The sequence below is a fragment of the Vibrio sp. YT-19(2023) genome (assembly GCF_033337395.1).
This window is the reverse complement of record NZ_JAWOQN010000012.1, coordinates 39,647-52,846: the sequence shown is the minus strand read 5'-3', so window position 1 is coordinate 52,846 and position 13,200 is coordinate 39,647. Positions and strand designations below refer to the sequence as shown.

Below are 13,200 nucleotides of genomic sequence, written 5' to 3'. Positions count from 1 at the left end.
GGACTATATGTTCTCTTAGCCGACTCACTGAATCAAGTCCATTCAGGTGTTTAGTCATGGGAGTAACAACAAATTTCTGCAATGAATTTTAATGCTAGGCGGCTAACTTAGCGCTATAATCACCGAGTTTTGCTTAATAAGTATGAATAGGAATATACAATGCCAAAGGCAAGTGAAATCAAAAAAGGCTTCGCAATCGAGTCTAATGGTAAAACTCTTCTAGTTAAAGACATCGAAGTAACGACTCCTGGCGGTCGTGGCGGCGCTAAAATCTACAAAATGCGTTGTACAGATCTAAACACGGGCGCACGTGTAGATGAGCGTTACAAGTCTGATGACGTTGTTGAAACGGTAGAAATGAACAAACGTGCAGTTGTGTACTCATACGCTGACGGAGATGAGCACATCTTCATGGATAACGAAGACTACTCACAATACACATTCAAGCACAATGAAGTTGAAGACGACATGCTGTTCATCAACGAAGATACACAAGGTATCCACATTATCCTTGTTAACGGTGCTGCAGTGGGTATTGAACTACCATCTTCTGTTGAGCTAGTGATTGAAGAAACTGACCCTTCAATCAAAGGTGCTTCTGCATCTGCTCGTACTAAACCAGCACGCTTCGCTTCAGGTCTTGTCATCCAGGTTCCTGAGTACATTGCAACTGGTGACCGTGTTATCATTAACACAGCTGAACGTAAATACATGAGCCGAGCATAAGCATGTCTGATTTGATTTCTTACGACGACGTCATCGACGCAGCGTACGACATTTTCCTTGAGATGGCTCCAGATAACCTAGAGCCTGCTGACGTGATTCTGTTTACTGCGCAATTTGAAGATCGTGGTGCCGCAGAACTTGTTGAAACCGGTGATGACTGGGTTGAACATGTTGGCTTCGAGATCGACAAAGAAGTATATGCAGAGGTTCGTATCGGCCTAGTAAATGAGGAAAATGACGTTCTTGATGACGTATTTGCTCGTATGCTAATCAGCCGAGACCCTGAACATAAGTTCTGCCATATGCTTTGGAAACGCGATTAACGTTTCTTCATCATGAACAAAGATACCAGCCTAGTGCTGGTATTTTTTTATCTGCTGTTTTTGTTTAGCTGAGATATTTGTTTATCCAAAACACCCTGCTCTATATCGGCTTTAGATCCTTTTGTTATGTAACAGATAAGAAAAAGGCTTGCCGAATTGGCAAGCCTTTCTGATGTTTTGCTATCGATTAACGATGCTTGTTGCGTGCGCCTTGGTCACCAGCAGTCTTCTTCGGCTTACGACGAGAAGGGTTGTTGCTGCGACCTTTTGGTGTGTTAACACGCTCTTCATGGCGCTTAACTGCGCGACGAATTTTTTGGCTGCGTGCACGCTCACGTTTGCGTGACGTGTTGTCTTTGTTCAGATCAAGCATGGTTTCTTTCTCTGGACGAAGCTCTACAAGCTCACGCAAGTAGTTTACTTCTTTCAGGTCAAGCTCCATCCAACCGCCACGAGGCAGTTTCTTGTCTAAGAAGATGTCGCCGTAACGAACACGTTTCAGACGGCTAACGGTACACTCTTGCGATTCCCATAGTCGACGAACTTCGCGGTTACGACCTTCGTTGATAACAACGTAAAACGTGTGGTTCATGCCTTCACCACCCGCGTAAACAACATCTTCAAAGCGAGCTAAACCGTCTTCCAGTTCAACACCTTTTACTAGATTACGAACTTTCTGTTCAGTTACTTCACCGAACACACGTACTAGGTATTCACGTTCAACTTGGCGGCTTGGGTGCATTAAGCGGTTCGCCAGTTCACCATCCGTTGTGAAAAGTAGAAGACCAGAAGTGTTCGCATCCAGACGACCAACTGAAATCCAACGAGAGCCACGAATTTTTGGCAGACGATCAAAAACAGTACGACGACCTTCTGGATCGTGACGAGTACACAGTTCACCCTCAGGTTTGTAGTACGCAAGTACACGACAAATCACTTCTTCTTGAATCTTTGCAGAGACAATGTGACCATCGATACGAACTACGCTGCTCTCGTCTTCAAGTCTTTCACCAAGCTTAGCGACTACACCGTTCACGCTAACGCGACCAGATTTAATTAACGATTCAATCTCACGACGAGAACCGTGACCAGCACGTGCTAATACTTTTTGTAACTTTTCGCTCATTTATCTACCTATGTGTCGTCTTCACAGACGTCTAGACCAGGATTGGTCTGTATTTTGCTATTTACCCATTTCAGTGGGATTTTTCGGTCGGACATTATACGTAACTTTCTTAGTTAATGTAAGCTAAATCGGCGCCATTCTCCACACCAAAATTCACTTCAAAAATGACCGAAATATTTGTCCTATTCTGCAACTTTTTTACTACTTAAAGCAGGCATTGCTCAACGAGAATCCCACTAATATCGGTCTTCCTGAACCACTTTAACCACGCGGTACCTGATAAAATTGTCAGGGTTACAACAATAACCACTTGGGGTGTGTTTACTGTTCGTATTGCTAGAAAGCAACGAAAAATAAGCCGTCCCTGTTTGCTGCTAAGTAATACCAATCACCGCAGACAATGAGCGCTCATAGCAAAGCAAGGTCGTGGGTAACAAGACAAAAATTGTCTTTAAGTCATTAGTTCACATCAAAAATAACACTAATGCTATCGTGTACTCTGACTCACTAGGTTCGCTCTGCACTCTCGGCGATTGGCATAAATCAGACAAAAAGGAATAGAACAATGTCTATGCTAAATCTCGACCTAAATTGGATTTTTGGGACATCTCAAGATGACGATATGACAGGCACAAAAGGCTCTGAAACAACCGATATTTTCTTCGGCTTCTGTGGTGATGATAAGTTTGTAGGATACGGAGGTAATGATATTGTCTTCGGTGGCTGGGGAGACGATACCTTGCTTGGTGGCCGAGGTAACGACTTTGTTTCTGGCGGCTTTGGAAACGATTTCCTATCCGGCGGATTAGGAAACGACAAACTCTTTGGTGGCTGTGGCGACGACACAATTTTTGATTATTCAGGCAACAACTACTTGAGTGGTGGCTGGGGTAACGACACACTCGTTGTTGGTGATGGTGAATCAGTACTGAGCGGTGGCTGTGGAGACGACACCTTCGTGCTTACAAACCGCCTGGCTATTGGTGTACCTGATCAGCCAGTATCTTCCAACGATATTGATGTCAAAGCCGACATTGTCGATTTTAATATTTTCCATGACAAACTTGTCTTTGATATGGGCCGAGACACTGATAACGATGGCATTCGAGATACGTTCTTGGATTCAGCGGATGATCTGACTTTATCTTACAATGAATGTGGCTGGGCAGTATTCTCAAGTGATGAATACAATGTTGAAGTGACACTAAACGGTGTGAGCTCTGCATACATCAACTATGCAGAACAAAATGGTATCGACATTTTCGATTTCGCTTAACCTCAATCAGTTAAGTTCAATGAGATATTCGATATGACAACTAAAATAGGAGGCGCGATGCCTCCTATTTTGTTTGACGGTGGTGTGCGTCTACTATTCGAATGGTGCAGGGTCACCAGATCCCAAACGAACCACAACAGGTTCACCTTCGCTAAAGTCAATTACAGTCGTAGGTTGTTCACCTAGGTAACCGCCATTAAGAATCACATCAACCGCATGTTCTAGTTTATCGCGAATATCCTCTGGATCAGATTCTGTTACGTCACTGCCAGGTAGAATCAACGACGTAGACATCATCGGCTCACCTAATGCTTCCAACAAGTCCAAGGCAATTTGATTGTCTGGAACACGGATACCGATGGTCTTACGTTTTGCATTCATCAAACGACGCGGCACCTCTTTTGTGCCTTTGAAGATGAAGGTGTAAGGACCTGGTGTGTTATTTTTCAGCAGTCGGAATGCAGAGTTATCCACTCGCGCATAGAGAGAAAGCTCCGACAAATCACGACACAGTAAAGTAAAGTTATGCTTATCATCCAGACGACGAATCTGACAGATTCGTTCCAGTGCCTGTTTGTTCTCCAACTGACAGCCAAGTGCGTACCCTGAATCAGTAGGGTAAACCACAACGCCGCCGTTACGAATGATTGCTACTGCTTGATTAATCAAGCGAGCCTGTGGGTTTTCTGGGTGAACGTAAAAAAACTGGCTCATTGTAATTCCTCATTATCGAGCCTCTCGGCTCTATATTTTTATGGGTTCTCGACTTCGTATTACTGAGTATTATTCAACGAAGGATCTATTCCCCAATCTTTCCAAACTGGTTCGACGCCAGCAGGCAACCATAGGTTCCTTCCTAGCTCCATCCACGGTGATGGGTAGTGAAAATCACTGCCTTGAGAGGCTAATAGTTTGTATTGTATAGCATAATCAGCCAAGTTGCGCCTTTCTTGTTGCGCTTGCTGTGGCTGTGCAACTTCCATCGCATCACCACCCGCTTCGACAAACGCTGCTAGAAGACGCTTAATCCACTTCGCTGTCAACTTATATCTACCAGGATGCGCTAATACCGCCATTCCACCAGCCGCATGGATAGCATCAACCGCATCCTTCATCGAACACCAATTCGGTGGTACATAACCTGGGTTATTACGCGTTAGGTATTTTTTAAACACCATTTGCATGGTTTTTGCGTAACCATTATCTACCAACCATTTCGCGAAATGCGCTCTTGTCACTGGAGCATCACCGGCGATTTGCCTTACCTCTTCAAGCACACCTACTCGAGTTGCTTTTTGTAGTCGCTCTGCAATTAACTCAGATCGTGTTATGCGATGCTGCTTCTGCTGTTCTATGAGGGCAGATAATTGTTCATTTTCCGGATCGATATTCAGGCCGACAATATGAATGTCTTTGTTTTGCCAGACGGTCGATATCTCAATGCCATTGATGATTTTTATCGGCAAATTATTATCTTGAACGTATTGCTTAGCTAACGCCAAACCGTCAACCGTATCGTGATCAGTGATCGCCAAAACCTCGATATCAAAACTCAGCGCCCTTTCCACTAAATCTTTAGGCTCTAACCGACCGTCCGATGCAGTGGTGTGACTATGTAAATCAATTCTCATATTTTTATCGTTTTAATGCCGTTTTGGGGTTGACTTTTTACTCTCGCACTAGTTAACTAGTACACAAATACAAAGTACGTAATTTAAGGTTCACCATGTTACAAGAATTTAACCAAAACCAAAAAGCGAAAGTTGCGGTTTGTCTTAATAAGGCAAACTCATCAGATCTTGCTTGGTGGCGCACTTGGACTAGTTCTTGGTGGGCAAACGTATACTTCTAGTTTATAGAACCAAACGTTGTAAAGCCCGCTACTTAAGCGGGCTTTTTTGTTTTGTTGCTCATTTCACATTCAACTGCCTAAACATTAATCGAATATAGCCAACTCTAGATTGGGAGAACGTTTGCTTTATGCGACTATGTACGGCAGGAAGATTTAAACAGCTACAAGGAGGTCTTGTGAACAAGGCCATTGAAATTAAGAAACTTGGACAGCTTGAAGTGCTAACGGCTTCCGTCCCTTATACTCAAGACCCGACTCGCTTGTTCCACACACTATGTGAGAACAAAACTGACAGCCTATTGCTGGAATCTGCTGAGATCGATTCAAAGCAAAATTTAAAATCCCTGCTGATCGTAGATTCAGCGGTTCGCATTGTTTGCTTCGGCCATACCGTTAGCATGCACGCCTTGACCAATAACGGTAAAAACCTACTGTCTCACCTAAACCAGAACATCCGTGGTGACGTTGAGAGCAAGTTCGATGGCGAAACGCTAACTTTGCAGTTTAACCAGCCATGCGACACGTTAGATGAAGACTCTCGCCTACGTGAAGCCTCTTCTTTCGATGCGCTGCGTTTGGTTCAGCATAGTTTTGATATTTCACAGCAAGACAAACACGCAATTTTCCTTGGTGGTCTGTTTGCCTACGACTTAGTCGCAAACTTTGAGCCGCTTGGTAATGCCGAAGCAACAAATCAGTGTCCAGATTACGTTTTCTACGTCGCGGAAACACTACTTGTTGTCGACCATCAAACGGAATCTTGCCAGCTTCAAGCGACGTTGTTTGTTGATGGTTCAGAGAAAACAGCGTTAGAGACTCGTATTGCAGAAATTAGCGCCCAATGTGCAGCGCCAAAACTGTTGCCGAGTGCAGAGCAAATAACAGATGTAACGGTAGAACCTAGCGTGTCTGATGCAGACTTCTGCCAAACCGTTCGCGACTTAAAAGAGTTCGTAGTGAAAGGCGATGTATTCCAAGTTGTACCGTCTCGTAGATTCACTCTACCTTGTCCTTCTCCACTGGCTGCTTATAAAGAACTGAAACAAAGTAACCCAAGCCCTTACATGTTCTACATGCAAGATGAGCTGTTCACTCTGTTTGGCGCATCACCAGAAAGCGCGCTTAAGTATGAAACCGATACCAACCAAATTGAAATCTACCCAATCGCAGGCACTCGTCGCCGCGGTAAGCGCCCTAACGGCGAGATTGATTTCGACCTAGACAGCCGCATCGAACTTGAACTGCGCACCGACATGAAAGAAAACGCAGAACACATGATGTTGGTTGACTTGGCACGTAACGACGTCGCTCGTATTGCTCAAGCTGGTACTCGCCACGTAGCAGACCTTCTAAAAGTCGACCGCTACAGCCACGTAATGCACTTGGTGTCTCGTGTGGTTGGTCAACTGCGTGAAGACCTAGACGCCCTGCACGCATACCAAGCATGTATGAACATGGGTACGCTCACCGGCGCACCTAAGATTCGTGCCATGCAGTTGATTCGCGATGTAGAAGGCGCACGACGCGGTAGCTACGGCGGCGCTGTTGGCTACCTCACTGGTGAAGGCACACTCGACACCTGTATCGTGATCCGCTCAGCGTACGTTGAGAACGGCATTGCTCAAGTTCAAGCTGGTGCTGGCGTGGTGTTCGATTCTGATCCACAAGCAGAAGCAGACGAAACGCGCGGCAAAGCACAAGCGGTAATCTCTGCTATCCAAGCAGCGCATAAATCACAATAAGGAATAGGGTTCAGAGATGGCTAATATCATTTTTATCGACAACTTTGACTCGTTCACCTACAACCTTGTGGATCAATTCCGCTCGCTAGGTCACTCAGTCAAGATTTACCGAAACAACATCCCAGCAGAAACCATTGAACAAGCGGTAAACGAGCTTGAAAACCCAGTGGTTCTGCTATCGCCAGGCCCAGGCGCACCGTCAGAGGCAGGCTCAATGCCAGAGCTTATCCAACGCATGAAAGGCAAAGTGCCGATGATCGGGATTTGTCTTGGTCACCAAGCGATTGTTGAAGCATACGGCGGCACCGTTGCTGGCGCAGGCGAAATCATTCACGGTAAGGTCTCTATGATGGAGCACCAAAACCATGCGATTTACCAAAACCTACCATCACCACTTGCGATTGCACGTTACCACTCGCTGGTTGCGACCAAGGTTCCTGAGAGCCTAACCATCACAGCAGAAGTGGATGACTTGGTAATGTCTGTTGTACATGAAGAAGATAAAGTTTGCGGGTTCCAGTTCCACCCGGAATCTATTATGACGACCTACGGAGCAACACTGTTGGCCAATGCCATTGAATGGGCACTTGAAGAACAAACTTCAGCTAACCCACTCACTGCTTAAAAAGCACTGGCACATAAGAAATTTAGGAGAGGAAATATGGAAGCAATCATCAACCCTATTATTACCAAACTGTACGAGCAAGAATCGCTTACTCAAGAAGAGAGCCAACAGCTATTCGACATCATTATCCGTGGTGAGCTAGACCCAATTTTGATGGCATCAGCGCTGACTGCACTAAAAATCAAAGGCGAAACACCAGATGAAATAGCAGGCGCGGCAAAAGCGCTGCTGGCAAATGCAAACCCATTCCCTCGTCCAGATTATGATTTCGCGGATATCGTAGGTACTGGCGGCGACGGTCACAACACCATCAACATTTCAACCACTGCGGCGTTTGTTGCTGCAGCATGTGGTCTAAAAGTAGCGAAACACGGTAACCGCAGCGTTTCAAGCAAATCGGGTTCTTCTGACCTTCTTGATTCATTTGGTATCAACCTAGCTATGAGCGCAGACGATACGCGCAAAGCGGTCGACGATATCGGTGTTGCTTTCCTATTTGCACCTCAGTACCACGGTGGTGTGCGCCATGCGATGCCAGTGCGTCAAACCATGAAAACGCGCACCATCTTTAACATTCTTGGCCCACTGATTAACCCTGCTCGTCCTAACATCGAATTGATGGGCGTTTACAGTGAAGAACTGGTTCGTCCTATCGCAGAAACCATGCTACAAATGGGTATGAAGCGCGCCGCTGTAGTACACGGTAGTGGTTTGGATGAAGTGGCGATTCACGGCGAAACAACCATTGCTGAAATCAAAGACGGTAAGATCACAGAATATAAACTAACGCCTGCAGACTTCGGTCTAGAAGCGCACCCACTAGAAGCGATCAAAGGTGGCGATCCTGAAGAAAACAAGGCGATCATTACCAATATTCTGACGGGTAAAGGTACAGACGCACAATTGGGTGCAGTGGCGGTGAACGTTGCTCTGCTAATGCGTCTATTCGGCCACGAAGATTTAAAAGCCAACACGCAACAAGCGATTGAGGCAATGAATTCAGGCAAGGCGTACCAATTGGTACAACAACTTGCCGCACACGCTTAAGGAATTGAAGAAGATGACTGACTTCAACACTCAGCAAGCTGACAACCTGTCTGAGCACGTTTCTAAAAAAGAAGCAGAAATGGCAGAAGTACTGGCGAAAATTGTCCGCGATAAATATCAATGGGTAGCAGACCGTAAGGTGTCTCAACCGCTAAGCACATTTCAGTCTGATTTGCTGCCATCGGACCGCAGCTTCTACGACGCTCTGAGTGGTGAAAAGACGGCGTTCATCACCGAATGTAAGAAGGCATCTCCTTCTAAAGGTTTGATTCGTGATCACTTCGACTTGGATTACATTGCATCGGTTTATAACAACCATGCTGATGCAATTTCAGTATTAACAGACGAAAAATACTTCCAAGGTAACTTTGACTTTCTTCCTCAAGTGCGCGGTCAAGTCAAACAACCCGTTCTGTGCAAAGACTTCATGGTAGATACCTACCAAGTTTACCTAGCACGTCATTACAGTGCTGATGCTGTGCTACTGATGCTTTCTGTCCTGAATGACGAAGAGTATAAAGCCTTAGAAGAAGCAGCACACAGCCTGAACATGGGTATCCTGACCGAAGTCAGCGACGAAGAAGAGCTTCATCGTGCAGTTAAGCTAGGCGCACACGTTATCGGCATCAATAACCGTAACCTTCGCGACCTAAGTACTGATTTGAATCGTACAAAAGAACTGGCACCGACAATTCGCGAACTGGCTCCTAACGCAACAGTAATCTCAGAATCTGGCATTTATACCCATCAACAAGTTCGTGATTTAGCAGAATTCGCAGACGGCTTCTTGATTGGTAGTTCGCTGATGGCGGAAGACAACCTTGAACTTGCAGTACGTAAAGTGACGCTGGGTGAAAACAAAGTCTGTGGTCTTACTCATCCAGATGACGCAGCGAAAGCGTATCAAGCTGGTGCGGTATTTGGTGGCCTGATTTTTGTCGAGAAGTCGAAGCGTGCGGTTGACCTTGAAGGTGCTCGCTTAACCATGAGCGGTGCTCCTCTGAATTATGTAGGCGTTTTCCAAAATCACGATATCGATTTTGTTGCTTCTGTCGTGACCTCTTTGGGTTTAAAAGCGGTGCAACTGCACGGTCAAGAAGACCAAGCTTACGTAAACCAACTCAAAGCCGAACTACCAGCAGCGGTAGAAATTTGGAAAGCTTACGGCGTGACTGATGCCAAGCCAGAACTGCTAGCAGACAACATTGATCGCCATTTATTAGATGCGCAAGTTGGCACTCAAACTGGTGGAACTGGTCAAGTGTTCGACTGGTCACTGATCGGCGACCCAAGTCAAATTATGCTAGCGGGCGGACTGTCGCCAGAAAATGCTCAACAAGCAGCGACACTAGGTTGCTTGGGATTAGATTTAAACTCTGGTGTAGAAAGCGCACCAGGCAAAAAAGATTCACAGAAGTTGCTCGCGGCATTCACTGCTATTCGCAACTACTAAAGCTGGATATCAGCTAAAAAATTTAAAGCTATTCGTAGCGAAAAATACGAGAAGGAATATAACGATGGCAAAACTGAATGCCTACTTTGGCGAATACGGCGGTCAGTACGTTCCGCAAATTCTAGTTCCAGCACTGGAGCAACTAGAGCAAGCGTTTATCGACGCGCAAGAAGATCCAGAATTCCGCAGCGAATTCATGACGCTTCTTCAAGAGTATGCGGGCCGTCCAACGGCTTTGACTCTAACTCGTAACCTAACCAAAGGTACGAAAACCAAACTGTACCTAAAACGTGAAGACCTACTTCACGGTGGCGCGCACAAGACCAACCAAGTGTTGGGTCAAGCGCTGCTTGCAAAACGCATGGGTAAAAACGAAATCATCGCAGAAACAGGCGCAGGCCAACACGGTGTAGCAACTGCACTAGCGTGTGCGCTGCTTGGCCTTAAGTGTCGCGTTTACATGGGTGCAAAAGACGTTGAGCGTCAAAGCCCGAACGTATTCCGTATGAAACTAATGGGCGCAGAAGTTATCCCTGTCCACTCGGGCTCTGCGACACTTAAAGATGCATGTAACGAAGCGCTACGCGACTGGTCTGCAACTTATGAAGACGCGCACTACCTACTAGGTACAGCGGCAGGTCCTCACCCATTCCCAACCATCGTGCGTGACTTCCAACGCATGATTGGTGAAGAAACGAAGAATCAGATTTTGGCACGTGAAGGTCGTCTTCCTGATGCGGTTATCGCATGTGTGGGCGGTGGTTCAAACGCTATCGGCATGTTTGCTGACTTCATCGAAGAAGAAAGTGTTCGCCTAATTGGTGTTGAACCAGCAGGTAAAGGTATCGATACTGACCAGCACGGTGCACCACTTAAGCATGGTAAAACAGGCATCTTCTTCGGTATGAAAGCGCCATTGATGCAAGATCCAAACGGTCAAGTAGAAGAGTCTTACTCGGTATCTGCTGGCCTTGATTTCCCTTCAGTTGGCCCACAACACGCACACCTAAACGCAATTGGCCGTGCTGAATACGACAACGTGACAGACGATGAAGCGCTAGAAGCATTCCAAGAGATTGCACGTCACGAAGGTATCATCCCTGCTCTTGAATCTTCTCACGCCGTGGCACACGCACTAAGTATGGCACGTGAGAATCCAGAAAAAGAGCAATTGTTGGTTGTTAACCTATCAGGTCGTGGTGATAAAGATATCTTCACTGTACATGCCATCCTAGAAGAAAAAGGAGCAATCTAATGAGCCGTTATGAGAAGATGTTTGCGCGCCTAAACGAAAAGAGCCAAGGCGCATTTGTACCGTTCGTAACGGTTTGCGATCCAAACGCAGAGCAATCTTACAAAATCATGGAAACACTGGTTGAGTCTGGCGCAGATGCCCTTGAACTTGGTATTCCATTCTCAGATCCACTAGCCGATGGCCCAACCATCCAAGGCGCTAACATTCGCGCGTTAGACTCAGGCGCAACACCAGATATCTGCTTCGAGCAAATCGGTAAGATCCGAGCTAAGTACCCAGAGTTGCCTATTGGTCTTCTGATGTACGCGAACCTTGTTTACTCTCGTGGTATCGAGAACTTCTATGAGCGTTGTGCAAAAGCAGGCATCGATTCTGTTTTGATTGCAGATGTGCCAACTAATGAAAGTGCCGAATTTGTTGCTGCTGCAGAAAAGTTTGGTATTCACCCAATCTTCATCGCACCACCAACGGCAAGTGATGAAACACTGAAGCAAGTATCAGAGTTAGGTGGCGGCTACACTTACCTACTCTCTCGTGCAGGTGTTACTGGCGCAGAAACCAAAGCAAACATGCCTGTAGGTCATATGCTGGATAGACTGAACCAATTTGATGCACCACCAGCACTACTTGGTTTTGGCATCTCAGAGCCAGCACAGGTGAAACAAGCACTAGAATCTGGTGCGGCGGGGGCTATTTCCGGTTCGGCTGTCGTGAAGATCATTGAAGCGAACGTTGAGCAGCCACAAATTATGCTCGACAAGCTAGGTGAATTCGTTTCTGCAATGAAAGCTGCCACTCAAAAATAATTTCAGTTTGATATGACACAACAACGCCCGCTTAACATTATGTTTAGTGGGCGTTTTCTTACTATCGCGTTTATACCACGTCATTTTTTGTTCAACGCCCGCACTTTCCAAATCTATCTCAAGCAGAGCACTCAAAGAGTGTTAAGCTTGGGTAACTTAACTAACTCAATAAAGCAATGTGCAGTAAGGTTGCTACATGGAAGAAGTCAAAACACTGCTAGCCAAATGTCCTGTACTATCAGGGCTGCCAGATAAAGGGCTTAGTGAAGCAGCGCAAATGACTAAGGTTCGCTGCTTCGACGAAAAAGCACTGATTTGCAATAAAGGTGCGCTTCAATCTTCTCTTATGGTCATAGCTCAAGGTGCAGTGAGAGTGAACTCAATTAGTTCAAAAGGCAAAGAAGTCACACTGATGATTTTCGAAGCTGGTGGTTGGTTTGGAGACAATGTTTTTTCTCCCGGCATGCCTCGTATTTTTGGTGCGACCGCTCATTCTGACGTGACTGTAATGGAGCTTCCTGGAGATAAATTTCGCCAATTACTCGCCAAATACCCTCAAAGTTACCCCACTATACTCGACTTACTTAGCCGCCGCTTGTGGTCTGCTATTTCTGTTATCGAAGATGACGCGATTAGAGGAATTGAAGAACGAGTCGCCAAAAGGTTGCTGCTGCTTGCTGAATACCAACTTAATCAAGCGATCGATACTCGACCATGCGTTGTCAGGGTAACAAGAGAACATATCGCTAACATGATGGGGCTAACTCGTCAGAGCGTACACAAGATACTAAAACGATTAGAAAGTATCGGGATGCTAGAGCTAAACTATGGCTCAGTAACCATTACCAATCCGAAACGCTTAGAAGAATACTTTAAAGAACTCGAGCAATAGATCCATTCAGCAAACGGTAAGTATTGTCTAACGATAGCTAAAAAACTTATGCATCTAATTGGTCAAGAGCACAACAC

At 45.8% G+C, this 13,200-nt stretch carries 14 protein-coding genes and 1 other annotated feature; of the genes, 11 read left to right on the top strand and 3 right to left on the bottom strand.

What is annotated here, in order from left to right; all coding sequences use genetic code 11:
- Window positions 1-159 precede the first annotated feature (159 nt).
- Both yeiP and R7E78_RS11095 read left to right on the top strand, forming a co-directional pair.
- Entirely contained in the window at window positions 160-726 is a 567-nt protein-coding gene (yeiP, locus tag R7E78_RS11100; RefSeq protein WP_005376801.1) for an elongation factor P-like protein YeiP, read from the top strand.
- Window positions 727-728: 2 nt separating this feature from the next.
- Window positions 729-1,049: an HI1450 family dsDNA-mimic protein gene (locus tag R7E78_RS11095; RefSeq protein WP_005376800.1), complete on the top strand. Its 321-nt coding sequence runs from the start codon at window positions 729-731 to the stop codon at window positions 1,047-1,049.
- A gap of 187 nt (window positions 1,050-1,236) precedes the next feature.
- Here R7E78_RS11095 and rluB read toward each other — a convergent pair whose 3' ends face one another.
- Entirely contained in the window at window positions 1,237-2,175 is a 939-nt protein-coding gene (rluB, locus tag R7E78_RS11090) for a 23S rRNA pseudouridine(2605) synthase RluB (protein ID WP_005376798.1), read from the bottom strand.
- A gap of 565 nt (window positions 2,176-2,740) precedes the next feature.
- On the opposite strand from rluB, the gene R7E78_RS11085 reads away from it, so the two are divergent.
- The gene (locus R7E78_RS11085) at window positions 2,741-3,451 is read left to right on the top strand and encodes a calcium-binding protein (RefSeq protein WP_005376796.1); all 711 of its coding nucleotides are present in this window, start codon (window positions 2,741-2,743) and stop codon (window positions 3,449-3,451) included.
- 93 nt (window positions 3,452-3,544) lie between these two features.
- Here the strand turns inward: R7E78_RS11085 and R7E78_RS11080 are convergent, their stop codons facing one another.
- Together R7E78_RS11080 and rnm are read right to left on the bottom strand one after the other, a co-directional pair.
- Window positions 3,545-4,165 (bottom strand): L-threonylcarbamoyladenylate synthase, encoded by a 621-nt coding sequence (locus R7E78_RS11080; RefSeq protein WP_005376791.1) that lies wholly within the window; start codon window positions 4,163-4,165, stop codon window positions 3,545-3,547.
- A 59-nt stretch (window positions 4,166-4,224) separates the two neighbouring features.
- Window positions 4,225-5,082, bottom strand: a complete 858-nt coding sequence (gene rnm / locus R7E78_RS11075; protein WP_005386777.1) for an RNase RNM — start codon at window positions 5,080-5,082, stop codon at window positions 4,225-4,227.
- A gap of 95 nt (window positions 5,083-5,177) precedes the next feature.
- On the opposite strand from rnm, the gene R7E78_RS11070 reads away from it, so the two are divergent.
- The 8 genes from R7E78_RS11070 to R7E78_RS11035 all read left to right on the top strand — a co-directional run bounded on the left by R7E78_RS11070 (window position 5,178) and on the right by R7E78_RS11035 (window position 13,123).
- Window positions 5,178-5,303 (top strand): trp operon leader peptide, encoded by a 126-nt coding sequence (locus tag R7E78_RS11070; protein ID WP_005376787.1) that lies wholly within the window; start codon window positions 5,178-5,180, stop codon window positions 5,301-5,303.
- Window positions 5,250-5,353 (top strand) — a sequence feature (Trp leader region). (Overlaps the previous gene by 54 nt.)
- A gap of 126 nt (window positions 5,354-5,479) precedes the next feature.
- A complete protein-coding gene (locus R7E78_RS11065; RefSeq protein ID WP_033905669.1) occupies window positions 5,480-7,045 on the top strand; it encodes an anthranilate synthase component 1 in 1,566 nt (521 codons plus the stop codon).
- A gap of 16 nt (window positions 7,046-7,061) precedes the next feature.
- Window positions 7,062-7,670, top strand: a complete 609-nt coding sequence (locus tag R7E78_RS11060; RefSeq protein ID WP_005434961.1) for an aminodeoxychorismate/anthranilate synthase component II — start codon at window positions 7,062-7,064, stop codon at window positions 7,668-7,670.
- Between the two features lie 36 nt (window positions 7,671-7,706).
- The gene (gene trpD, locus R7E78_RS11055) at window positions 7,707-8,717 is read left to right on the top strand and encodes an anthranilate phosphoribosyltransferase (protein WP_017820480.1); all 1,011 of its coding nucleotides are present in this window, start codon (window positions 7,707-7,709) and stop codon (window positions 8,715-8,717) included.
- A 13-nt stretch (window positions 8,718-8,730) separates the two neighbouring features.
- Window positions 8,731-10,170: a bifunctional indole-3-glycerol-phosphate synthase TrpC/phosphoribosylanthranilate isomerase TrpF gene (trpCF, locus tag R7E78_RS11050; protein ID WP_262640463.1), complete on the top strand. Its 1,440-nt coding sequence runs from the start codon at window positions 8,731-8,733 to the stop codon at window positions 10,168-10,170.
- 64 nt (window positions 10,171-10,234) lie between these two features.
- A complete protein-coding gene (gene trpB / locus R7E78_RS11045; protein ID WP_017820482.1) occupies window positions 10,235-11,425 on the top strand; it encodes a tryptophan synthase subunit beta in 1,191 nt (396 codons plus the stop codon).
- Window positions 11,425-12,231 carry a tryptophan synthase subunit alpha gene (gene trpA, locus R7E78_RS11040; RefSeq protein WP_199454836.1) on the top strand — a complete coding sequence of 269 codons (807 nt, stop codon included), beginning with the start codon at window positions 11,425-11,427 and terminating at the stop codon, window positions 12,229-12,231. The genes trpB and trpA overlap by 1 nt, the downstream gene beginning before the upstream one ends.
- Window positions 12,232-12,427: 196 nt before the next feature.
- Window positions 12,428-13,123, top strand: coding sequence for a Crp/Fnr family transcriptional regulator (locus tag R7E78_RS11035; RefSeq protein WP_005376777.1), 696 nt, complete (start codon window positions 12,428-12,430; stop codon window positions 13,121-13,123).
- Window positions 13,124-13,200: the final 77 nt, after the last annotated feature.